This is a genomic window from Wolbachia endosymbiont (group B) of Hofmannophila pseudospretella, assembly GCF_964028515.1.
Classification (GTDB): Bacteria; Pseudomonadota; Alphaproteobacteria; order Rickettsiales; family Anaplasmataceae; genus Wolbachia.
In genome coordinates this window covers 233,149-255,930 of sequence record NZ_OZ034788.1, presented here as the reverse complement: position 1 = coordinate 255,930, position 22,782 = coordinate 233,149, and the positions used below count along the sequence as shown (strand labels likewise).

Sequence of the window (22,782 nt, the reverse complement as noted above, 5' to 3'; positions counted from 1 at the left end):
CGAGAATGGTTATATTGTTTAAATTTTTAGCAATATGTAATACTAATTCATTAAAAAATGGAAAAGAAAAATTATGGTAAGAAAAGTTTATGCTTATCTTATGATAAAAGTGCAATAGAAATTTTCCTAAAGAAAGCAAAAATCGAAGAAGTATACAAAAAATACAAGCATTTATAATGCTTAAAAATGTAAGTACAGTAATGTTGAAAAATATTAAGTATTTATGCTGCATAATGTATCTCTAGGTTAGAGGTAATTTATGAACGAAACACAACAATCACAGAAAAATATTAAATATAAAATGTTAATGGCGGCTGATAATTATAAAGCATTTAGGGAAGCTGCTGCTGAAGGTAATATTGAAACGTTGAAATCTCTATTGGACAGAGCGAAATTACTAGGTGTGCAGAATAAAATGTTGACAGTTAATGATTATGAAGCATTTAGAGAAGCTGCCAGTAATGATAATGCTGAAGTATTAGAGCTGCTGCTGAATAGAGTAGAATTACCAGAAGAACTACATGCAATGTTAGCAGTGAAGAATTATGAAGCATTTAGAGAAGCTGCTGCTGAAAGTAATATTAAAGTATTGGAGTTTCTATTGGACAGAGCAAAATTACTAGATGTACAGTATAAAATGTTGGCAGCTAATAATTATGAAGCATTTAGAAAAGCTGCTTATGCGGGGCACACTGAAGTACTGGAACTTTTATTGAATAGAACAGAATCATCAGATGTACAGCGTGAAATGTTGGTGGCTAATGATTATGAAGCGTTTAGAGTAGCTGCAAATGATGGTGGTGATATTGAAACGTTGGAGTTTCTATTGGACAGAGCGAAACTACTAGATGTACAGAATAAAATGTTGGCGGCTAATGATTACGAAGCGTTTTGGGAAGCTATCAGTGAAGGTAATATTAAAGTGTTGAAGTTGTTGCTGGATAGAGCAGGATCACTAGAAGAACTACATGCAATGTTAGCAGTGAAGAATTATGAAGCATTTAGGGCAGTTGCTGACAGTGGTAATATTAAAATATTGGAGTTTCTATTGGATAAAGCGAAATTACTAGATGTACAGAGTAAAATATTGGCAGCTAATAATTATGAAGCATTTAGAGTAGCTGCCGGTAATGGTAATGTTGAAGTGTTGAAACTGCTGCTGGATAGAGCAGAATTACCAGAAGAACGACATGCAATGTTGGCGGCTAATAATTATGAAGCATTTAGAGAAGCTGCTGCTGAAAGTAATATTAAAGCATTGGAGTTTTTATTGGATAGAACAGGATCGCCAGAAGAACAACATGTAATGTTGGTGGTTAATGCTTGTCAAGCATTCAGAATAGCTGCCAGTGAAGGTAATATTGAAGTGTTGGAGCTGCTATTGGATAGAGCAGGATCACCAGAAGAGCGACATGCAATGTTGGCGGCTAATAATTATGAAGCGTTTAGGGTAAATGCTGTTAACGTTGACATTAAAGTGTTGGAATTTCTATTAGATAGAGCAAGATCACCAGAAGAACGACATGCAATGTTGGCGGCCAATAATTATGAAGCATTTAGAGAAGCTGCTGCTGAAGTTGATATTGAAGTGTTAGAATTTCTATTAGATAAAGCAGGATCGCCAAAAGAACAATATGCAATGTTAGCAGCTTATAATCATAAAATGCTTTCTTCCCATATAATTGAGAGCCATGCATATTCTTCTGAGGAGTTCAAAAGGGTGTGTCTTGAAGCTGTGACAAACTATAGTAGTAAGGAAATGCTTGATACGGTGCAGTCAAACCTTTTCCCTTATAGTACCCGTCAAGAAGTAGATGAATCTTATCAAGTGAAAAAGCGAAAATTTGAGGCAATAGAAGATTTATCAAAATCACAGCCAGGACCTTCTGGATATGAACCACTATCAAGGCATCCTCAAAGAAAAATGTCATGTGTAAATATTGAGCCAGGAAATGGAGAAAGAGAGAAGAGAGAGAAGGTAATGAAATGCTGAGAAAACATTCAAAAAAGTGTGTCAAATCAAAAAATAAATTTGATATAAAGGAAAATTTGTGTAGAACATTTAATAGACCAGCACATCCAAAATAAACACTTCTCTCATTAGCTGATTTTTACTGCTGGAAATGGTTATATTATTTAACATTAGCCATGCATCTGAACGGATACAAAAGTAGAATTTACAATTCTATCTAAAAGGATACCGAAAAAGAGCAGGAGTCCTATCTGGGAATTATTTTTAAATATGGACATGCATTGATTAGAATCGTCTGGATTGAAATTTTTGTGTTGGTGGTGAAATATGAATCCTATGGCAAGTAAAGCAATATAAAAGATGTTATTTAATGATGATAGTATACCAGCGTACAACCATGCCATTAAGGATATTAAGTAAAATCTTTTCAACCAAGATTTTGTTGTATTGCCAAAATATAATGCAGTAGATTTCATTCCTAATTTCTCATCATCTTTTTTATCTTGATGAGCGTATATAGTATCATAACTAAGCGTCCAAAAGACGCATCCTATATAAAATAGCAAGGATTCTATGCTAATCTGGTTTGTTATTGCTGCTGAACCCATGAGTGATCCCATGTTGAAAGTAAACCCTAAAAACAATTGTGGCCACAAAACGTAACGCTTTAGCAAGGGGTAGATAACTATCATGCACATTGAAATTATTCCAAGTATAAGAGTAGTTTTATTGGTTAATAATAAGATTACCAGGGCAATAGACAGTAACAGTGAAAGTAAAGCCAAAGCCTGCTTTATGTTTAATGCACCACTTGCAAGTGGCCTATATTTTGTTCGTTCAACGTGCGCATCTATTTCTCTATCGAAGATATCATTGATTATGCACCCTGCGGGTCTCATTAAAAATGCACCTATAGTAAACAAAACAAGGAGAAAAAGAGCCTGATATGATAGAGAAATTGAGGCTAAAAGAATGCCGCTTAAGCTAGGAAATAGCGCAAGCCATAAACCTGTTAAACTGTGTATTCTCATTAATGAGAAATAATGGTTGAAATACATTAATTAAGTGTGATTATGTAATATTTTGCTTACATTGACAAAATTATCGAATGCTAAATCAGGCTTGAAAATTAACTCAGGTATAAATCGCAAATCAACATAACACAATATAGATTTACGTATTGACCATGCAGATTGGTTCATTTCATTAACAACAGTGCTGATATCAGCATTACCATTTTGGATGTTCAATGAAGATAACACAATATATACATCTGCTTTCTTCAAATCTTTGCTTAGCTTTACATCAGATACTACTACTTTTTCATTAAGAACATTACCTTCCATTAAGATTTTTGATATTGCCCTATGTAATACCGATGCTACTTTTAGGTTTCTAATTTCCTTTTTCATATTCAACTACTATAACGTCCTTTCTTCTTGCACTAATTGATAAGCTTCCAAAATATCTCCAACTTTAATATCGATATTACCCTCTAGCGATATTCCGCATTCAAAGTTTACACCTACTTCTTTAACGTCATCTTTAAATCTACGTAGTGCTTTTAACTTTCCTTCATGCACCAATTTGCTGCCACGTACTACCTTAATTAAAGAGTCTTTTTTTATAACTCCATCAGTGACATAACATCCGATTATATTACCGGCTTTGGATGCATTAAATATTTGCCTTACAGATGCAGAACCAACACGAACCTCTCGTGTAACAGGCTTTAACATTTTAGTTAGATACATCCTCATGTCTTCAATAAGCTCATATATTATATTGTAAGTATGTATTTCTATACCTTTTTGTTTTGCTAATTCTCTTATTTTTGAATCCACTTTTACATTAAAGGCTAAAATTACTGCGCTTGATGCTTCTGCAAGCAGCACATCTGAATCTGTTACTCCTCCTACTGCTTTGTGTAGAATATTTAATTTTACTTGGTCTTTACCAAGCTTATCAATTGAACTTGATATTGCTTCAATAGAACCAGTTACATCGCACTTTAAAACTACAGATAGTTCTTCTGTTTCACTATTATTACGACTGAATATATCTAAATTACTGTCGTCTAAATCTTCTTGCTTTTTCTTGATTAATTCTAACCTGTATTCAACAATTTCACGAGCCTGCCTTTCAGAGTTTACAACAACAAATTTATCTCCAGCATTTGGTACACCATTTAAACCAGTAACTTCAACTGGAGTAGAAGGTAGTGCCGCTTTTTCTCTTTGACCAAGGTGATTAATCATACTGCGTACTTTGCTGTATGTTGTACCAACTATCAATATGTCACCAATCTTTAATGTTCCTTCTTCAACTATTAATGTAGCTGATATTCCTTTAGCTTTATCTATTTTGGACTCTATTACCCATCCAAGTGCTCGACAATCCTCTATTCCTTCTAGCGTCATTAATTCAGCAATTAATAAAATTGCCTCTTCTAGTTTATCTAAGTTGATTTTCTTTTTTGCTGATACTGGCACAATTATAACATCACCACCAAGTTCTTCGGGGATGAGGTCATACTGAGGCAAACTATTAATTATTCTTTCTACATCGCCAGGTTGTGATTTATCAATTTTATTAATGGCAACTATAATAGAGACATTTGCTGCTTTTGCATGGTTTATTGCTTCAACTGTTTGTTTCATGATTCCATCATCAGCTGCAACTACTATTACAACTATATTAGTAATATTGGCACCACGTGCACGCATTGCAGTAAACGCTTCATGCCCTGGTGTATCAATGAAGGTAATTTTTTGCTTATTTTTTGTCGTTAATTGATAAGCACCTATGTGTTGAGTGATGCCACCTGACTCTCTTTCTGCAACATTGGATTCACGAAATGCATCGAGTAATGATGTTTTACCATGATCGACATGTCCCATAAAAGTAACGATAGGTGGTTTGAGTCTTTTAGGTAAGTTTTCTCTGTTGCTTATGAAGAGTAAATTCTTTTCTTTATCAGCATCACTTACTCGTTTAGCCGTATGATTAAATTTTTTTGCTATTTCACATGCTATATCTGGATCTACTGTATCATCTACTCTATAATTCTCACCAACTTCTTCTTTAAACATTTTTAACACACTTTTGCTATCTTCTGCCATACGAATAGATAATTCCCTGATAGTTATTTTGTCTGGTATAATAACTTCTCTTGCTATATTTTTACCCTTAGTAAACTTTGATTGTTTACTTCTTATACCAAATTTTTGCTTAAATACAGGGAGGTGTGCATTTCTTTCATCTATTGCCTGTGTAATTACTAGCTTAGAATGCTTAGAGTATATATCTTTGCTAGCTTTAAAAGACTTTTTATCATTGTTCTCATGTTCAATACTATCTTCTTTTTGTTCAACTGAGTTAGTATTACTTAAAACTTCCTTATTTATTTCTTTAGGTACAGAGTGTGATTCATTTTTATCTTCAGCTTCTTGATTGCTTTCTTCTTTTTTTATTTTCTCTTCTTGTTCTCTCTGATTCCTTTCTTTCAGCAAAGTAGCATTCTGTACAGCATTAATGCGGGAAATTTGTTCTTTTTCAGTTAAAGAGCCTAATTTACTCTCGTCAAATAAACTATATTCTTCTGCAGAATGAATTTTTCTTCTTTTTTTTACTATTGTAGTACCAGTACTTTGACTATCTAAAGAGTTTAAATTAATGTCTAATTTAAGCTTGCTTAAGCCTTGTAGGGTTAATTTTTTATTACTGATATCTTCATTATTCATATTGTTTTTATATTAATCCAAGCTTTTTGCGTGCTTCTATGATTATTAAATCTGCTGTATCTTTTAGATTGTCTTTATTGTTAGTTGAGGAAGAGAGTATGCTACAAAACTCATAATTTGATAAATCTGCTATGTCCTCTAAAGTTTTAATATTATGTTTACTAAGAGCAATTTTATTATCTATTGATAAGGCTAAGTTGATTACATCGTCTTCCATACCTAAATTTTTTAGCTCTTCTATTTTTCTATCATTCTCTGCTTTCAGGTAATTATTTGCTCTATTATGAAGTTCATTTGCAATATCTTCATTGAAGCCCTCTATTGAAGCAAGTTCCTTAATTGAAGTGTTAGATATATCTTCTACACTTGAAAAACCTTCTGTTACCAATAATTGGCCCATAATCTCTTCTAAGTTTAAAGCTTCAGCAAATAAAACTGAACATTGACTAAATTCTTTATTTCTTCTTTCTGATTCTTGCTGAGTGCTTAATATCTCAATTTTCCATCCAACAAGCTCTGAAGCTAATCTTACATTCTGACCCTTTTTTCCTATAGCTAAACTCAATTGATCTTCAGCAACTATTAACTCTATACAATTTTCATTTTCGTCAATAATGACCTTTGATACTTCTGCAGGAGTAATGGCTTTAATAACAAATTGACCCAAATCTGATGAGTAATGTATGACGTCGATTTTTTCACCGTTTAATTCGTGTATAATAGTTTTTATTCTATCTCCTTTAACTCCAACGCAAGCACCTACTGGATCGATATTCTTATCAGATGAAAAAACAGCAACTTTAGATCTTGAACCAGCGTCTCTAGCTATACCTTTAATTGTTATCAATCCGTCAGCAACTTCTGGTACTTCTTGATTCAACAATGCCTCTAAAAAGCCTTCATGAGCCCTAGAAAGAATGATTTGACGTCCATCGTCAGAGCGCTTAACAGCCTGTATGTAAGCTTTAACCTTATCGCCTTCACGAAATGACTCACCACCAATTAAGTTTCGTAAAGGAAGGTATGCTCCAATTCCGTTTATGTCTATAATAAGATCTGAATATTCTACTTGTTTAACGATGCCATACCTCATTTCTCCTACCTTGTCTTTAAATTCCTCATATTGCTTTTTTAACTCTTCATCTTTGATTATTTCAGAAATCTTTTGCTGGGCAATTCTTGCTGAAACAAGATCAGTGTTAAGAGAAATCAACTCACTAATAGTATCTCCAACTTTTGCATCTTCTTTTATTAACTTAGCTTGTGTCAACTTAATTAAGTCACACTCATTTTCATTTGATTCATCATTAATGACTTTTAGTTGTCTATATGAGGTAACTTTGCCTGTGTTTCTATCTATATTAACTACAATTTTACTTTTGCTACCATACTTTTGTTGAGCTACTGCTTCGATAGCACTTTTAAGTGCATTTATTATAATATTAAAATCCAAACCTTTTTGAAGTGAGAGCTCTCCCGCTGTTTTTATTACATCAAGGCTTCCAACTATGTTATTCTTGTTGCTTTTCTGCTTAACACTGCTTTTACGATTAGCAATCATATAAATAAATCCAATTTAATTAGTTATAATTATAGCTTCAACATGTAAAGAACGCTATCTTAAATGTTGAATGATTGCTAATTTAAGTCAAGTTTTTTCATGTCTTTGTATGATAAGCAATGCCGGAGTAAAGAATAAAGTTAAGACCGTTGCAGCCAATATTCCACTTGCTATGGTTGCTGAAATATCAACCCACCACTGGCTTGATGGAGCATCATATGTGATTTGTAGCGTAAAAAAACTGATATTTAACCTAGTAATCATCGGTATTAAACCAAGAACTGTAGTTGCAACGGTAAGTAGTATTGGTCTTATTCGAGAAATTGAAGCGTTTATTATACATTGCTTAATGTTATTTTTGCGCACCTTAATTTGCTGATGAAAGGCATCAAGCAATAGTATATTATTATTCACTATAATTCCTGCTAAAGCAATTATCCCCACTCCACACATGACAACTACAAAAACTTTCTGAATAAGAAAGAAAATGAAAAATACACATGTTGTTGATAAAAACACTGCTGTCATTACGATAAATGTATAGTATATGTTGTTAAACTGTGCCACTAGCACCAATATCATCAATGTAATTGCTAATATAAAAGCCTTTAATAAAAATGCTCCTGATTTCTGTTGATCTTCCTTGTCACCTTTGAAATTAATCTTTACTCCTTTACTACAGTCTTGAGTAATCGAATTTTGAATGAACTTAACTCTTTCATCAATAAGATAGCCAGTATCAACGTCAGCAGAGATTATTACTGTGCGTGATCCATCAATCCTACTTAGTTTATTTGCCTTTTTTTCGGGAACATATTTCACTATGCTACTCATAGAATATGGTCCATTTGCTGTGTTAATAAAAAGGTTATCTATAGTTTTCATGTTGCGATTCTTTCTGGGAAAACGTAGTACAATATCAATTTCTTCATCTGCGTTATTTGGTCTATATTTTCCAATTAATACTCCATTTGTAACCATCTTTATAAAATCACCGATGGTTGCAACACTTACTCCAGAGCTTGTAGCCTTACTCTTATCAATACTCATATTCCACTCTATTTCAGGTGCTGATCTACTATCTTGAATATTTATAAATCCAGATGAAGGTTGGTCCATAATTTTTAGGATTTTCTCTGCTACTGAATTCAAGTTGGATGCACTTCCGCTTAAGTTAATTTGTATTGGCTTGTCAGCTGATGGTCCTGACTTTTGTTCCTGTACATCAATTATTACTCCTTTTATGTTTTGCACACTGCTCCTTATATCATTTAGTATTTGCTTAGCTTTGCGCCTGCAGCGCCAATCTACAAGTTCCAATTGAATTTTGGCAATAACGTTGTCTGAAAATTTTCCTGATCGAGCATAAAAAACATAAATTTCTTTTTCAACACCCAAAATACGTTCTTCTACTTTCTTAAGTATCAAATCTCGTTCTTTGGCTGATAAGCTTTCTTTTACTTTAACGCTGATTAAAATGTTATCTGAATCTACATTCGGAAAGAACTTTAATCCAGGACCAAAAGTAAAATATAATATACTAGACAAAAATAAAACACATACAATAACACATACAAATTTTTTGGGGTGATCTAAGACTTTCTCTAACATACGTACATAAGTTCTTATTATAAGCCCAGTATTTTTTACCTCACCACTTTCTATAGCACTCATTCTTATTATTTCTTTTTTTGAAGTTATTGAAGGTTTACCAAATATTGCACCAAGTGTTGGTATAAAAACCAAAGCCATAATTAGCGATCCAGTTAAAGTTAGAATTATTGTAATTGGTATGTACTGCATAAATTTACCGACTGTATCGGGCCAGAGTAACAGAGGGAAAAACACTGCTAATTTAGTCAATGTTGATGATAAAACTGGATAGAACATATCATGAACTGAGGTGCAAAAGGCTTCTACTTTATCCATGCCACAAATCATCTTTCTATCAGCATATTCGCTGATTACAATTGCATCATCAACCAGCATGCCAACTGCCATAATTAGACTGAAGAGCACAACTATATTTAGAGTAATACCCATTAGGTAAAGAGCCATTATTCCTATGAGAAAGGAGCCAGGTATTGATAGTGCAACAAGAATAGCAGCCCTTGTTCCCATAAAGAGCATCATTATGGTTAATATTAGTAATACGGCAAATATTATACCATTTTCCAAGTCGTCAAGCACATCACGTACATTTTTTGACTGGTCATTCAAATAAACTACTTTTAAATTTTCAGGTAATTGATCTTTTGCTTTGTCCATTAAGTATTTTACTTGATTTACCGTGTCTATTATGTTTTTTCCATTACGTTTTGAAATTTCTAGTACAATGCTAGGTAGTCCATTAATACGAGCAAATCCTTGGTGATCCTCAAACCCAAGGTATACTTTTGCTATATCTTTGATTCTCAAAACTGCATCACTTTGAGATCTAATAGGAATATTCATAATATCTTCTATATCTTTTAATAACCCTGATATTTTAATCGAATATTTACCGGTATCATTTTCTAGTGATCCGACTCCTACCAATCTGTTGTTGTGTGATATAGCTTGAAATATCTCATTTGATTGAATGTTATATTTTGTTAGAACTGTGGGCTCAATTATAACTTCCACTGTTTCTTTACGCATACCTGCTACTTCAACTTTAAGAACATTTGGCAGAGCTTCTATTTCTTTCTTTAGTTTGCGTGCTATTTCAGTTAAAGCTCTTTCCGGCAAATTACCAATCAAGCCAACGTTTAGTATCGGAAATAAGCTCAAGTCTATTTCATTGATTATCGGAGATTCTGCTTCAATAGGTAATTTTGATTTTATGTTTAAAAGCTTTGAACGGACATTATCGAGCACTTCTTTATTATTATACTCTGTTCTAAATTCGATTATCATGTGAGCACCATCATTAGTTGCAAAAGCTCTCAATTCTTTTACACCTTCGATGGATCTTAGTTCATTTTCTATAGGAAGCACTAATAGCTTTTCACTATCCTCGACAGAAATACCAGGAAACCCGACAAATACACTAATTATAGGAATCTGTATATCAGGATTGCTTTCTCTTGGCATCTTTATATAAGTGTATGAGCCGAAGGTAAAAATCACGATAAGCAATAATATTACTGTTCTATTCCTCTCTACAAGTAAGCTTTTCATGCCAAACATTATACGTATTTATATCATATTATAGCTAAGATAAATTATATATTAATTAATCCTTATATGTCTTTATGTAAATGATTAAAATTTTTACAGTTTTGCAAGCGTAAGAAAATTTCTATATAATATAACTTTAGTATGGTATTTGAGGGATTATTATGGTAGCAGTTCTAAGTGTGACAGAAGGCAAGAATAAAGTGATCGTATCTGGGTTGATTGGGCTTTCATCAACCTTAGTGTTTTTGACAGTGATTCACATTGCTGCAAAAATAGCCATTATAGTTACTGCTGCTGCAGTTACTTACTTATTACTTTTGCTGATTCATAAAATAAGAACTAAAAAAGAACAGCCTGCTGAAATTACTGGTGTTTCAGGAGATAAAGTTTCAGAAGATGAAGGGTATATCAGTGTTGATGAAGGTGAAGAAAAAGATACCGTAAAAGAACCAGAAAGAACTGAAACTGAGTTAGAAGAAGAAATAATAAGGAAAAGAGCACAAGAACGCATGGAGAAAGGATCACTTGGTGGCCCTATAAATGCGTTTGGCGAACCAATTCATGTAACTATAGATGCTGAAAATAGTAATCCTGTTGATTATACAAAAACTATGGTAGTGCCTGAGAAAATTATTCTTGGCATGCCAGATGATAAAACTCTTACACAAAATAGCTCTAGCTCTATAAAGAATCAGATGAAATCTCTTCCTGAACACATGGATGTATCTGGTAATCCACTTCCTGAGCAGCCACCAAGCAACCTTCCCAATATAGGGCCTAAGTCTAAAAGTACGCAGAAACTATCTGCTGCAGACTTGCTATTACGGTATGGGAATGTAAATAATGATGTGAGGAAAGTGCTAGAATGGCCAATTACCTCAAAGGAGTTTAATGGGTTAGGGTTTAACAGGTAGTTGCTATATCAAACTCTCCATCTTATATTGAGGATCAGATGCAATCCCATACACTCTATTTGGCGGAGCAATTTTGTTCTCTATACCAAAAACTATACCTTCAATTATTGCTGTGAGTACTTTTTCAAGGTTACAATCTGCTCCAGGAACACGGTGCTCTAGGCGGCATCTTTTGGAATCGTTGCCAAAATAGGGGATTCTTATTGCAGCAGTTCTGTTATTCACTCCCCAACTAATCGTCGTTGGAGTATGAATATCTGGGTACTGAAATCTTAAATATGAATCATCATTTGGAGCAAAAAACAACATATGTTTTTTCATCATTGCACATAGTCCACCTATGCTGTGAATCAGGTGGTCACTATATTTTTGTTTGCTGCTGTAAAATAAGTTATCGTTATTTGAATTCATAAGGTTAACATGCACATTTAATGCACTGCCTGCTCTATCCAGATAAGGCTTTGCTTTAAAAGAAACATTTCCCCCAAGTTTTTGTGCTACTTCAGTAAGTAATTGTTTTGCCAACTCAAAATGCATAATTAAATTATCAGAGCTCGTATAACAGTCACTTTTTATCTCATATTGGTTTAAAGAACTCTCTTTCTCACAAAAAAATCCAAGAGAAGCTATTTTATTTTTGATGCTATTCAGAAATAAATATTCTTTTTTTATTCCCTCAGTGTAAAACTCCAGTTCAATACCGAATACAGTATTATGACTCAAATTACTTAATATAATCATAAATTTGCTTTAATAAATTTATACTAAATTAGCTATATTTATGCGAGTACTTTACTTATTTATCAGTAAATTTAATATCTTATTTATACATAATATATTACTATTTTTTTAATAATATACTTCTAACCCTCGGTACAAGCGACATTTACAAATTGATTGTTTTTATTTCAAAAAAATGATCAATTTTAGTGCTTTTATACTCTTTACAACTCGTCAAAAAATCTACATAATTTTAAGTATGTATTAAGTAGTGTTAGCTTTTTATCTTGCAGTAAGCTATTGATTATCTTGCATCTTTCTGATTATTGTTCTTTCTTGGTGTGGTATATGAACTTAATTAACCCTAAGGTTTCTACTATGTTTTTTGATCAGATTATTACAGTAACGGACCACAATGTTACTTGGGAAAAAATCCAAAATTATCTCCATAATCTCTATGGAGAAGCAACATATAACAGCTGGCTGAGTTCACTAAGGTTTATCAGCAACAGAAATGGAGAAGTTTTGTTGTCTGTACCAACAAGATTTATAAAGGAGTGGATTACAGTTCACTACATGGAAAAAATATTATCATTATGGCAAAGCGAAGATCAAAGTGTATGTTCTATTGATATTCAATTAATTGAAGAAAGAAATTCAAATTCTAATACGATACTAAAAAATAGAGAGGAAAATAATCATAATCTTGGTTCACCACTAGATACCAGATTCACTTTTGATAATTTTGTGGTAGGAAAGTCAAATGAGTTAGCATTTACAGCGGCAAAGCGTGTAGCGGAATCTATAGATCCAATATCAGGAAGCAACCCTTTATTTCTATATGGTGGAGTGGGACTTGGTAAAACACATTTAATGCATGCTATAGCTTGGGACATAGTCAATTCTCCGTCAGCAAAAAGAAAAGTGGTATATTTATCAGCAGAGAAATTTATGTATCAATATATTACGGCGCTGCGGAGCAAAGATATTATGTTATTTAAAGAGCAATTTAGATCAGTAGATGTATTGATGGTAGATGATGTGCAATTTATCAGTGGTAAAGATAGTACACAAGAAGAATTTTTTCACACTTTCAATGCATTGATAGACCAAAATAAACAATTGGTTATATCAGCTGATAGGTCTCCTAGTGATCTTGATGGAGTAGAAGAAAGAATAAAATCACGACTTGGTTGGGGATTAGTTGCAGATATTAATGAAACAACTTTTGAATTAAGACTTGGTATATTGCAGGCGAAAGTGGAACGAATGAATATGTATGTTCCAAAGGATGTCCTAGAATTTTTGGCAAGGAATATAAAATCCAATATAAGAGAACTAGAAGGAGCATTAAATAAGGTTGCTCATACCTCGTTAATTGGAAGAAGCATGACAGTAGAATCAGCTAGTGAGACCCTGATTGATCTTCTTAGGTCAAATCATAGGTCAATCACAATAGAAGAAATACAGAAAAAAATAGCTGAATTTTTCAATATAAAGATTGCAGATATGCAATCTAATAGAAGGCTCCGTAGTCTTGCGAGGCCGAGACAAATAGCTATGTATTTCGCAAAGAAGTTTACGCAAAAAAGTTTGCCAGATATTGGAAGAAATTTTGGTGGTAGAGATCATGCTACTGTTATACACGCAGTCAAACAAGTGGAAAATTTCATAAGAACTGATCCAAAATTTGCTGATGAAATCAATCGATTAAAAAAGATGTTTAAGTAGCACTTTATTAATGACAACCAGACTGTTTTCATTTTTTTTGATCAAATATCTTTTTCAAGTAGATTAAGTAAATCAAAGATCATTATTAGTATAAGCTAAGAGAAAATAGCTAGTCGATTGCTTAAAAAGTATATAAAATCATAATTTAAGTAGGAAATATGGCAATTAGACTTATTCCAGATAATCTTGATATAAAATTTAGTAAATATAGAAATTTGACAGCACTTGTTAGCGTTATTCTTATCATTTTTTCAATGCTTACTTTTATGCTGCGTGGAATGAATTTGGGTATAGACTTTACAGGTGGAATTTTGATAGAGATAAAATCTTCAAGCAAGGATGATGCTATTCTCAGTATACTAAAAGAGAGTGGATTTACGATACAGAGTTCAAAAGCTGGTGATAACTTAGTTGTGCGGTTTAAAGATGAAGGAGATGAAGATAAAATTAAAAAGGTTAAAAGTATATTAGAAAGCAAATTAGGTAATTTAGTAACTTATCGCAAAATAGATTATGTTGGTCCACAAATAGGCTCAACGCAGATATTTGAAGGGATATCAGCCATGTTAATTGCAATTATTGGAATATTTTTTTATGTTTGGCTTAGATTTAACTGGCAGTGTGGACTTGGTGGAATAATGGCACTGATCCATGATGTGATTTTAACTCTTGGCTTTATCAGTTTAACGAGTATTGAGTTTAATATTTCATCAGTTGCAGCTCTCCTTACCGTAATTGGCTACTCAATCAATAACTCAGTGGTTATATATGATCGGATTCGAGAGTATCAAAAAAGTGGAAAAAATGCAAAAATAGGTGAAGTAGTTGATGCCAGCATTAATTCGACGCTATTTCGAACTATGTTAACTTCAGGTACTACTCTTCTTGCCGCTCTTCCTTTAGTGCTGATTTGTACAGGTATGGTCAGAGACTTCTGCTTAATCATTTCTTTTGGCATTGCAATCGGCACCTGTTCCGCAATATTTATCTCTGCTCCTATATTGACCTGCAGAGCGTTGATAAGTAGAGTATAGAACGTTTAACTACGATATAATATCAACTTATTATCCCTAATAGTAAAATGAAAATATCTCAAAAAGCTCATGCCAAGTAATGAATGGGACATAGAGTGAGTATTAACACTAGCGTGCACATCATTAATTAAAAAATTTCCTATTTTAACTTGAGGGATGTGAACAACACCAGCTTTTATTTGACCTTTTGCAGTTTCATATATTTTAAAATCTTGAATGTTTTGTAAGTTAATACCAGCATGTAACGCATCTTTTTGCGATAGAACAATATCAGTTGCTCCGGTATCAAGCAAAAACGTTATATTACGATCATTGACTTGAGCTTGAATATAAAAGTGTCCATCGTATGACTTTGTAAATTCAATACTTCCGCCATTTTGAACCCTTCCTGTGTACGGTAGAAAAGTGCTCAGAAACCTATTGCTTAGTTTATCTCCTTGTGAATCAATAAACATTGCAGTAATGACTATTATCAGTAGCCAAATAACTAGATTTTTTGCTGCATTCATATTATTAAAATTTGAAGCTATAAGAGTAAATTTTTAAGATTAGCGTTAAAAGCTATTATTAAAAATAAGTAAATCTTATTGTTTTAGTACAATATTTAATATATACTTTAAGGAGGTATGTTCGATTTAATTTCATGTCAGAAGCAAAAAATTTAATTTTAGCAACAATTCTTTCTATATTGATTATAGTATCATGGCATATTATTTATGATAATTTTCTTAACACGAGCCAAAGACAACCATCGATTGAAAATATTGAACATATCGAATCTTCTAACGACCTTGCTCCTATGATATACCAAAATCGTTCTGAAATTATTAATTCTACTAGAGAACAGAGAGTTAATTTAACCAATAACATGCTTGAAGGATCAATTTCTCTGAAAGGTGCAAGGTTTGATGACTTAATCTTAACTAACTACCACTTAGAACCGAGTTCTTCTTCTTCACAAGTGGTGTTACTGTCACCTGCAGAATCAAAAGATGTATATTTCGCAGAATTTGGGTGGCTCGATCCGAATGAAAAGATTAAAGTTCCAGATTATAAAACAGTATGGCAAGCAGATAAACTCAATCAAAAAGAGGTCAATTTATTTTGGAATAATGGAAATGGCATTTTATTTAGAATGAAAATTAGCCTTGACGATAACTACATGTTTAAAGTTGAGCAAATTATTGAAAACAATACAAAAGATAATGTAGTTTTGGTTCCCTATGGTAAAATCAATCGTAAACGTGATAATATTAATGAATCCTATTGGATATCACATGAAGGAGTACTAGGTGCATTTAACAATAAGCTAGAGGAGTGGACATATAAGGATATTTCTAAGAAGCGTTTAATAAAGGCAAGCACGAGTGAAAAAAGTTGGTTTGGTTTTGCTGATAAATACTGGCTTACAGCCATCATACCTGAGAAATCAGATAAAATAAATGTGAGCATTAAACACACGAATGTTAATAACATTGATAAGTTTCAAGCAGATTTTGTTAGACCTTACACACACATACTCCCTGGTACAAGTGCTTCTACTCTGAACTACTTTTTTGCTGGGGCAAAGAAATTGAATTTACTTGATTCTTATAAAGACACTCTCAATATACCTTTGTTTGATAAGGCTGTAGATTTTGGTGTTCTTTATTTTATAACCAAGCCGGTGTTTTTACTGCTTGAATATTTTAACTTTGTTTTGAAAAATTTTGGCTTAGCAATATTATTGCTAACTTTAGTAATCAAACTTTTAATGCTTCCCTTATCTAATAGATCATATATTTCGATGTTCAAGGTGAAAAGCCTGCAGCCTGAATTAACTCGTATAAAAGAGTTGTACAAAAATGACAGCTTAAAGCAGCACAAAGAGACAATTGCGTTGTTCAAGAGAAACAATGTAAATCCAATGTCGAGCATTTTCCCTATGCTCATACAAATACCAGTATTTTTTGCTCTGTATAAAGTATTATTTGTTACTATAGAGATGAGACACGCCCCTTTTTATTTATGGATTAAGGATCTTTCAGCTTCTGATCCAACAAACATTTTTACATTATTTGGGTTATTTAATTATAACTTTCCTATTTCTATAGGCATTTTACCTATAATTTTTGGCGCTACCATGATAATTCAGCAGAAGCTAAGTGAGAAAGATCAAACCAGTAAAGATGATATTCAAGTAAATGTTATGAAGTTTTTACCTTACATTTCTGTCTTTATTTTTTCTTCTTTTCCTGCCGGCCTGGTAATATATTGGATATTTAGTAATATTATAACTCTGGTTCAACAATACTTAATAAAGTTCTTCTTAACAAGAAAAGTCGGGATAAATGTCGAAAATACTAATAGTTAATTCAATTTATTATACCGAAATAGCGAACCTTTTGCTTGAAGGTGCAGTCGATAGATTAAAAGAAAGTCATGCAAGCTATGACATAATTGAAGTTCCTGGTGCATTTGAGATACCAGCTACAATTCTCTTTGCAGTAAAAAGCAAGAATGCTAATTATGACGGTTATTTAGCTCTTGGGTGCGTGATTCGCGGTGAAACTGATCATTATAAATACGTTTGTAAAGGAGTAATTGAAGGCTTAAATGAAGTTATTATGCATTATGCAATACCCCTTGGTATAGGCGTAATTACCGCTGACAGCAAAGATAAAGCACTAATTAGAGCTGACAAAAATAAAAAGAACGTTGGTGGTCATGCAGCCTCAACTGTTTTGCATATGATAGATCTACACAATAAATTAAAATAATGGAGGAAAAACCAATAGATAAAAAGTGGCGCATAAAAAGAAGTACGGCAAGATTTCTTGCTGTACAAATTGCTTATTCAAATATTTTTGTAAGTTACAACAAAAGCACTTTTAAATTGGAAAATTGTGAGCTTAAGGACTACATAAGTACGTTGAAAGATATATTTGAATGTGAAGAATTTGAACATCAGTTCTTAGAAAACTTGTTATGTAAGGTTATAAAAAGCAGTGAAGAATATGATAAAATAATAGAGTCTTATTTACACCCAAGCTGGTCACTTTCACGATTAAATCTTATAAGCTTATCTATTTTGCGTATTGCAGTATGTGAGTTAATTGATTTTGATACACCAGCACCAATTGTTATTAATGAATATACTAACATTGCATCTGATTTACTTGATGCTCCAAACAAAATTGGCTTTATTAATGGGTTGTTAGATAAGGTAAAGGATGCAGTCAGACTAAATAAAAATCCTTAGCAAATTTCTTACAAGTATGTGAATATCTATTTTTTGAGACAGTTTCTACAATAAGTTTAAGTCATTAACACTAAAAAATGAAGGGAAGACTTATTCCTTTTATACTTGGCTGATTAATAATCTTTCTGGCTTTTCGTGTTCAACTTTTGGTGACTTAACAATTGAGCTTGGCACAAATTCGATGATTATTTCTTTAGCATCATTTTCTTCAACGCCTAAACCTAACGTTTCTAATTCCTGTTCACAATTTATCTGTTCAAATATACTATCCCCTTTCTTCTTGTATAGCTGATGTAGATCAAGGAGTTTAGTGTTGCCAAGCAAGATCGGATCAGGATTATCCTTGTATTTAATCTGGCCATAACTTGCAGCTTTGAATATTTCACCTTTTGAGTTAGTAAAATCTATGATATATTCACCATTTTCGTTCTTATAGTTCTCTTCAATAAATTTAAGATCTTTATCTGTTACCTGCAACATCAGGTATCTTTGATAGCTACCAGTAACAATTCTCGGAGCTTTAAGCTCAGATATTTCATTATTTTTCATGATGGAATATGTTACTGAAGCAATCAGTGCAACGGTAACAGTTGCAAGTAGATTCATTCCAATTGGCCCTATCATCAAAGCTGAAGACGTCCAACATGGAACTGAAAGTGCTGTTGCTGCACTTATGACACATAGAGAAGTAAGTACTATAAGTACAATGTTTGTTTTTTGAAGATAGCTCTTAGAAGTTAACATAATTATCTCATTTAAATAAGTTGAAGTAATATGTAAAAAATTATTATTGTCAACTTATAAGCAATAAATTATCTACCACTTGAGCCAAAGCCCCCTTCATTGCGGACGGTTTCTTCTGTGTAGAATTCTTCTCTGTCATCCCAAATTACTTGAGATACAGGAGTAATGAGGATTTGTGCGATTCTATCTCCTCTTTTTATTTCATATGGCTGATTACTTAGATTGATTAGGCAAACTTTAACTTCACCTCGATAATCGGAGTCTATAGTGCCCGGAGAATTTAAGACAGTGATTCCATATTTTGCAGCAAGCCCAGAACGTGGGCGAACTTGCCCTTCAAAACCGTTTGGTATTGCAATCACAATGCCAGTTGGAATAAGTAACCTTTCAAGTGGATTTAAAATAACAGAGTCGTCCAATGCAGCATAAAGATCCATGCCAGCACTCTGCATAGTTGCATAACAGGGAAGAGGCAAGCTTTTGCCATGTGATAACTTTTTTATTTCTACTTTAATTTTATCTCTTTGCATTTTTATTCACCAGTTATGAAAATTTGATTGTAGCATGTAAATTATGCCTGTAAAAGATAAGAAAACTACTTGACAAATTTTTCAGCTTCCTTACTATAAAATTGAAGTTGTTTTATTGCCTTCAATCTATGCAGATTAGACGACAAAAGTATTATACAGTTGGCGTCTTATAAATCTTTGCGCTATGTGCACTTTATGTCTTCACAATAATTTCTAGGGTTTTCACCTAATATAAGCTGAAGCGAGCTTATAAAATGTTTAAATACAGTATAGAACGCCAATTTTTAGGATTAGAGAGTAACAACTAGCTAACACTTTTACCTTTTTTTATTAGTAAATTTCTTAACGTTTATATAGAGGGTGTCATTCCAGTGCGTGACGCTGGTTCCTAGATCTCAGTGCCTGGGCACTGGGATGACAAAAAAGGGGTACTTGAATGACATACTTGAATTTACGCTATAAAGTGAACCGGTTTGGTGTGCTGCTGTTGTTTGCAGTATTGTAGTGCTAATTTTTTACTTCGGTAGTCTTTTTATTGTCATTATAATTATAAGAATAGTTGAGGCCAATTAATATGAAAACTTTTACGAAAAATTTTAAAGGTAAGGAAAGAAAGCTAGAAGAGTTCAATGAGAAAGTTGAAGACATATCAGCTGTAGCTCAAGATAAGTTTGCACATGAACTTGAAAATATCGCATATGAAAGTGTGCAGAAATTTCGCAGTCTACTTGCTAAAGAGATAAACTCCACTTTCAATAACATTCATTCTCAGAATGTCAATCTACTAAAATCCGGCCTAAAAAAAGGAGAAACAGCGTTAATACGTTCTCTTCTCAATATACTTGTACGATAGAGTTGCTGCTGCAACTTAATATTAAGTGATAACTAAAATAAGTAAGATTTTTTATGGATAAGTCTTACTTATTTTAGCTATATATAGAAAAGGAGGGTTGTTATGTCAACAAGACCAAAGTATCCCATCATAAATATACGACGTAAATCTAAGCCTAAATCTTTTCCAGTAACTTTAGGAGAGGTTAAATCTTTTTTACGAATTGAAAATGATCAAGATGATAAGTTGATTTCAAGTTTTATTTTTATGGCAACTGATTATGCTCAGTGGCATATGGAAAAGTCTCTAGTAAAGCAAACTTGGCAAGTTTCATATGAAGGCTATATACCTCGTAGAATCTATTTAAGTTATGGTCCTGTGAACAAAATAATATTGGCTACTGATAAAAATCGAAAACTTAGTTATTATTTTAGTGACGTAGGGAGCTATATTGAATTTTTCAATTATTTAAACATAATAAGGGCTGATGTTGTATATGAAGCTGGTTATGATAGCGTTCCTGAGCAAATAAAGCTAGGTATTATACAGCATGTTTCTGCTCTTTATAAAAATCGTGAGCCAGGGGTAAGTAGCCATTTATCTGAGGTAAAGAAGGTGTATTCTCCATTTCGCGAACCAAAGGTTGTTTTGTAGTTCCTGTTTGTCATTCAATAGCAGATACAACAGATGGTGTCATCCGAGTAGCCCCTTCGATGTCATACCAGTACTGGGATCCAGTTTTTTCATGATCATCAAAATGTTGTATTTTAAAATAAAACGGCTACTTTTATGCTTACCAACTTAATAAAATTCCTGGATCCCAGTACTGGTATGACAAGAAAGAGCTACTGGAACGACATCATTATAAAGTGAACCAGTGTCTGGGGATGGGATGACATCTTCTTGACAGATAATGTTCGTACAGTAAGCACTAGGATGATACCATCTATTGTACCTGCAAATTGCAATCTTCGTAACCGTATCTGTGAGATGGAAAAAATTCAAATTATAAATGAGTTGTATAATAGTATTTATGCAGCATTAAAAGCAAACTCTGATTTAAAGAAATATGTTACTAACATCTATGATTACCTGCCTAAGCAGGTTACTATTCCTTATCTGAGATTGCGCATAGTAAATTATGTTAACCTGCATATGCTATCTAATTTTGCTACAAAAGTAAGATTTTCATGCGACATATATACTTATCATATAAGCAGCATGCTTGCTGCTATAAAGCATGTTGGCTTGGTGGTAAAGAGCATTAGTAGTGAGACCATTTTGGAAAGTAATTGTGCTATAAATCAGCATGATGAAGTTTTACATTCAACAATTAATTTTGATATTTTAATACAAGGAGGTAGCGATGAGAAAATTACAGCTGAAAATTAAAGGTCATGACAATAATTTTGTTGTGCTGAATAATATACGAAACTTAAGGTTTACTTTGCGTAATAACAAAGAAGAGATGAAAGATATTTCCTCTTTTGGCTGGAGAAAAGTGCTTGATTGTGCTGGAAGTAGAAAGATTACAATAAAAATTAATGGCATTTTAAATTCAGTATTGGCTGATGAATTATTGCGTAATTCTGCAATGTTAAACTCTAATAATGATTATGAGATTAGCTTTAATGCTAAGGAGAAGATAAAACTCAGGTGTTCGGTTGAATTATATGAGAGATATTACGATCCTGCCACTTTTGACAGCTTCACTGTAGTTTTAGCTAGTGCTGAAGTTGTAAACACTTTTCATTAGTGTTAATTTAATTTTTTCATATACAATAATAATAAGTGGGGGTTTTAACTAAATTAAAAAAAATTATGAACGATGAGGATCTTTTCGAAGAAGGAGATGATAATGTTGAAGAGAATAGCGATGACAGAAGAGAAAGGAATTTGAAGAATGAAAATCAGCTGGAAGAGCAATTTAAAGAGTATTTAAAACCTTTTGAGGATATTTTAAGTCAAATTGATGAAGGAGTTGATAATTTAGATAGCTACGAAAGGACTATGCAAGTAAAGCGAAGTATAGATAGGCTCATAGAAACCTTATATAGTCAAGCAGCATCTGAGGATATTGATGTAGAACTTGAAACCACAAAGCACACTCGCGATAAATCAGAGTCCAAGAAAAGAGTTCTGGAAAAGAGAAGAAAACAATTGATGGAAGAGATCTTAAGTGCTCAACAACAAAAGGAGCTAATGAATAATAGGCAAAAACATGAAGCAGTAAGTGATGGGGATGTTCAGAAGGCAAAAGCACGAATGAAGTCTTCAATTAGGGGAGTGTTGTTTTCAGTTATTGCTCATAGAATGGATCCAAGAAGGAGGGCAGGGGAAACTGCTGATGATAATGAAAAGCAAGCTCGTATATATGGTAGGGAAGCAGTTGGTGGAGCTCTAGGTGCACTTCTGAAAGCATTTTTAACCGCAGTTACTGCCGTTGTACGCGAAATTGCTAAACCACTTCAACATATGAATACACAAGAGACGTCTTTTGCAAAACAAGTTGAAGAAAGCAGAAACCAGGATTCACAAAAAGGTCGATCTGTGTAGGTCAAAGTATAATTTCAAAAAAAATTTTTGAAATCATATGTA

The 22,782-nt window shown here is 33.0% G+C and carries 21 protein-coding genes; 12 read left to right on the top strand and 9 right to left on the bottom strand.

The window, feature by feature from the left end:
• Positions 1–259: 259 nt before the first annotated feature.
• Positions 260–1,993, top strand: a complete 1,734-nt coding sequence (locus ABWU24_RS01150) for a hypothetical protein (protein WP_341815868.1) — start codon at positions 260–262, stop codon at positions 1,991–1,993.
• Positions 1,994–2,142: 149 nt separating this feature from the next.
• Here the strand turns inward: ABWU24_RS01150 and ubiA are convergent, their stop codons facing one another.
• The 5 genes from ubiA to ABWU24_RS01125 all read right to left on the bottom strand — a co-directional run bounded on the left by ubiA (position 2,143) and on the right by ABWU24_RS01125 (position 10,438).
• On the bottom strand, positions 2,143–3,030 hold the full coding sequence (gene ubiA, locus ABWU24_RS01145) for a 4-hydroxybenzoate octaprenyltransferase (protein ID WP_341815869.1): 888 nt from the start codon (positions 3,028–3,030) through the stop codon (positions 2,143–2,145).
• A gap of 3 nt (positions 3,031–3,033) precedes the next feature.
• A complete protein-coding gene (locus tag ABWU24_RS01140) occupies positions 3,034–3,384 on the bottom strand; it encodes a ribosome-binding factor A (protein ID WP_341815870.1) in 351 nt (116 codons plus the stop codon).
• A gap of 9 nt (positions 3,385–3,393) precedes the next feature.
• Entirely contained in the window at positions 3,394–5,715 is a 2,322-nt protein-coding gene (gene infB / locus ABWU24_RS01135; protein ID WP_015588605.1) for a translation initiation factor IF-2, read from the bottom strand.
• 7 nt (positions 5,716–5,722) lie between these two features.
• Positions 5,723–7,276 carry a transcription termination factor NusA gene (nusA, locus tag ABWU24_RS01130; protein ID WP_341815871.1) on the bottom strand — a complete coding sequence of 518 codons (1,554 nt, stop codon included), beginning with the start codon at positions 7,274–7,276 and terminating at the stop codon, positions 5,723–5,725.
• Positions 7,277–7,363: 87 nt separating this feature from the next.
• A complete protein-coding gene (locus ABWU24_RS01125) occupies positions 7,364–10,438 on the bottom strand; it encodes an efflux RND transporter permease subunit (RefSeq protein WP_341815872.1) in 3,075 nt (1,024 codons plus the stop codon).
• Positions 10,439–10,599: 161 nt separating this feature from the next.
• On the opposite strand from ABWU24_RS01125, the gene ABWU24_RS01120 reads away from it, so the two are divergent.
• A complete protein-coding gene (locus ABWU24_RS01120) occupies positions 10,600–11,352 on the top strand; it encodes a hypothetical protein (protein WP_015588607.1) in 753 nt (250 codons plus the stop codon).
• A gap of 3 nt (positions 11,353–11,355) precedes the next feature.
• Here the strand turns inward: ABWU24_RS01120 and ABWU24_RS01115 are convergent, their stop codons facing one another.
• Complete coding sequence (locus ABWU24_RS01115; RefSeq protein ID WP_015588608.1) at positions 11,356–12,093, bottom strand: glutamine synthetase; 738 nt, start codon at positions 12,091–12,093, stop codon at positions 11,356–11,358.
• 327 nt (positions 12,094–12,420) lie between these two features.
• On the opposite strand from ABWU24_RS01115, the gene dnaA reads away from it, so the two are divergent.
• Positions 12,421–13,803: a chromosomal replication initiator protein DnaA gene (dnaA, locus tag ABWU24_RS01110; protein ID WP_015587641.1), complete on the top strand. Its 1,383-nt coding sequence runs from the start codon at positions 12,421–12,423 to the stop codon at positions 13,801–13,803.
• Positions 13,804–13,961: 158 nt separating this feature from the next.
• On the top strand, positions 13,962–14,837 hold the full coding sequence (secF, locus tag ABWU24_RS01105; RefSeq protein ID WP_135353063.1) for a protein translocase subunit SecF: 876 nt from the start codon (positions 13,962–13,964) through the stop codon (positions 14,835–14,837).
• A gap of 5 nt (positions 14,838–14,842) precedes the next feature.
• On the opposite strand, the gene ABWU24_RS01100 is transcribed toward secF, so the two are convergent.
• Positions 14,843–15,346, bottom strand: a complete 504-nt coding sequence (locus tag ABWU24_RS01100; protein ID WP_015587643.1) for a TIGR02281 family clan AA aspartic protease — start codon at positions 15,344–15,346, stop codon at positions 14,843–14,845.
• A 134-nt stretch (positions 15,347–15,480) separates the two neighbouring features.
• Between ABWU24_RS01100 and yidC the strand changes: the two genes are divergently transcribed.
• Genes yidC through nusB form a run of 3 tightly spaced genes read left to right on the top strand, consistent with a single transcriptional unit; the run spans position 15,481 to position 18,078 of the window.
• Positions 15,481–17,190 carry a membrane protein insertase YidC gene (gene yidC / locus ABWU24_RS01095; RefSeq protein WP_341815874.1) on the top strand — a complete coding sequence of 570 codons (1,710 nt, stop codon included), beginning with the start codon at positions 15,481–15,483 and terminating at the stop codon, positions 17,188–17,190.
• Positions 17,168–17,596: a 6,7-dimethyl-8-ribityllumazine synthase gene (locus tag ABWU24_RS01090; protein WP_108784409.1), complete on the top strand. Its 429-nt coding sequence runs from the start codon at positions 17,168–17,170 to the stop codon at positions 17,594–17,596. Before yidC ends, ABWU24_RS01090 begins: the two co-directional genes overlap by 23 nt.
• Positions 17,596–18,078: a transcription antitermination factor NusB gene (gene nusB / locus ABWU24_RS01085; protein ID WP_108784410.1), complete on the top strand. Its 483-nt coding sequence runs from the start codon at positions 17,596–17,598 to the stop codon at positions 18,076–18,078. Before ABWU24_RS01090 ends, nusB begins: the two co-directional genes overlap by 1 nt.
• A gap of 99 nt (positions 18,079–18,177) precedes the next feature.
• On the opposite strand, the gene ABWU24_RS01080 is transcribed toward nusB, so the two are convergent.
• Together ABWU24_RS01080 and dut are read right to left on the bottom strand one after the other, a co-directional pair.
• Positions 18,178–18,822 (bottom strand): hypothetical protein, encoded by a 645-nt coding sequence (locus tag ABWU24_RS01080; protein WP_341815876.1) that lies wholly within the window; start codon positions 18,820–18,822, stop codon positions 18,178–18,180.
• Between the two features lie 68 nt (positions 18,823–18,890).
• Positions 18,891–19,352 carry a dUTP diphosphatase gene (gene dut / locus ABWU24_RS01075; protein ID WP_214241245.1) on the bottom strand — a complete coding sequence of 154 codons (462 nt, stop codon included), beginning with the start codon at positions 19,350–19,352 and terminating at the stop codon, positions 18,891–18,893.
• Positions 19,353–19,926: 574 nt separating this feature from the next.
• Between dut and ABWU24_RS01070 the strand changes: the two genes are divergently transcribed.
• From ABWU24_RS01070 to ABWU24_RS01050, 5 genes are all read left to right on the top strand, one after another.
• Positions 19,927–20,205, top strand: coding sequence for a hypothetical protein (locus ABWU24_RS01070; RefSeq protein WP_341815877.1), 279 nt, complete (start codon positions 19,927–19,929; stop codon positions 20,203–20,205).
• Between the two features lie 102 nt (positions 20,206–20,307).
• On the top strand, positions 20,308–20,838 hold the full coding sequence (locus ABWU24_RS01065) for a head-tail connector protein (RefSeq protein WP_341815878.1): 531 nt from the start codon (positions 20,308–20,310) through the stop codon (positions 20,836–20,838).
• A gap of 336 nt (positions 20,839–21,174) precedes the next feature.
• Positions 21,175–21,576 (top strand): DUF3168 domain-containing protein, encoded by a 402-nt coding sequence (locus tag ABWU24_RS01060; RefSeq protein WP_015587651.1) that lies wholly within the window; start codon positions 21,175–21,177, stop codon positions 21,574–21,576.
• Positions 21,551–21,940 (top strand): phage tail tube protein, encoded by a 390-nt coding sequence (locus tag ABWU24_RS01055; RefSeq protein ID WP_341815879.1) that lies wholly within the window; start codon positions 21,551–21,553, stop codon positions 21,938–21,940. The genes ABWU24_RS01060 and ABWU24_RS01055 overlap by 26 nt, the downstream gene beginning before the upstream one ends.
• A gap of 65 nt (positions 21,941–22,005) precedes the next feature.
• Positions 22,006–22,740: a hypothetical protein gene (locus ABWU24_RS01050; RefSeq protein ID WP_341815880.1), complete on the top strand. Its 735-nt coding sequence runs from the start codon at positions 22,006–22,008 to the stop codon at positions 22,738–22,740.
• The last annotated feature ends 42 nt before the right edge of the window (positions 22,741–22,782 follow it).

Excerpts from the sequence above, each read along its gene's own strand:
- ABWU24_RS01150 (WP_341815868.1), top strand. The coding sequence starts at position 260 with ATGAACGAAACACAACAATCACAGAAAAATATTAAATATAAAATGTTA.
- ubiA (WP_341815869.1), bottom strand. The coding sequence starts at position 3,030 with ATGTATTTCAACCATTATTTCTCATTAATGAGAATACACAGTTTAACA.
- ABWU24_RS01140 (WP_341815870.1), bottom strand. The coding sequence starts at position 3,384 with ATGAAAAAGGAAATTAGAAACCTAAAAGTAGCATCGGTATTACATAGG.
- infB (WP_015588605.1), bottom strand. The coding sequence starts at position 5,715 with ATGAATAATGAAGATATCAGTAATAAAAAATTAACCCTACAAGGCTTA.
- nusA (WP_341815871.1), bottom strand. The coding sequence starts at position 7,276 with ATGATTGCTAATCGTAAAAGCAGTGTTAAGCAGAAAAGCAACAAGAAT.
- ABWU24_RS01125 (WP_341815872.1), bottom strand. The coding sequence starts at position 10,438 with ATGAAAAGCTTACTTGTAGAGAGGAATAGAACAGTAATATTATTGCTT.
- ABWU24_RS01120 (WP_015588607.1), top strand. The coding sequence starts at position 10,600 with ATGGTAGCAGTTCTAAGTGTGACAGAAGGCAAGAATAAAGTGATCGTA.
- ABWU24_RS01115 (WP_015588608.1), bottom strand. The coding sequence starts at position 12,093 with ATGATTATATTAAGTAATTTGAGTCATAATACTGTATTCGGTATTGAA.
- dnaA (WP_015587641.1), top strand. The coding sequence starts at position 12,421 with ATGAACTTAATTAACCCTAAGGTTTCTACTATGTTTTTTGATCAGATT.
- secF (WP_135353063.1), top strand. The coding sequence starts at position 13,962 with ATGGCAATTAGACTTATTCCAGATAATCTTGATATAAAATTTAGTAAA.
- ABWU24_RS01100 (WP_015587643.1), bottom strand. The coding sequence starts at position 15,346 with ATGAATGCAGCAAAAAATCTAGTTATTTGGCTACTGATAATAGTCATT.
- yidC (WP_341815874.1), top strand. The coding sequence starts at position 15,481 with ATGTCAGAAGCAAAAAATTTAATTTTAGCAACAATTCTTTCTATATTG.
- ABWU24_RS01090 (WP_108784409.1), top strand. The coding sequence starts at position 17,168 with ATGTCGAAAATACTAATAGTTAATTCAATTTATTATACCGAAATAGCG.
- nusB (WP_108784410.1), top strand. The coding sequence starts at position 17,596 with ATGGAGGAAAAACCAATAGATAAAAAGTGGCGCATAAAAAGAAGTACG.
- ABWU24_RS01080 (WP_341815876.1), bottom strand. The coding sequence starts at position 18,822 with ATGTTAACTTCTAAGAGCTATCTTCAAAAAACAAACATTGTACTTATA.
- dut (WP_214241245.1), bottom strand. The coding sequence starts at position 19,352 with ATGCAAAGAGATAAAATTAAAGTAGAAATAAAAAAGTTATCACATGGC.
- ABWU24_RS01070 (WP_341815877.1), top strand. The coding sequence starts at position 19,927 with ATGAAAACTTTTACGAAAAATTTTAAAGGTAAGGAAAGAAAGCTAGAA.
- ABWU24_RS01065 (WP_341815878.1), top strand. The coding sequence starts at position 20,308 with ATGTCAACAAGACCAAAGTATCCCATCATAAATATACGACGTAAATCT.
- ABWU24_RS01060 (WP_015587651.1), top strand. The coding sequence starts at position 21,175 with ATGGAAAAAATTCAAATTATAAATGAGTTGTATAATAGTATTTATGCA.
- ABWU24_RS01055 (WP_341815879.1), top strand. The coding sequence starts at position 21,551 with ATGAGAAAATTACAGCTGAAAATTAAAGGTCATGACAATAATTTTGTT.
- ABWU24_RS01050 (WP_341815880.1), top strand. The coding sequence starts at position 22,006 with ATGAACGATGAGGATCTTTTCGAAGAAGGAGATGATAATGTTGAAGAG.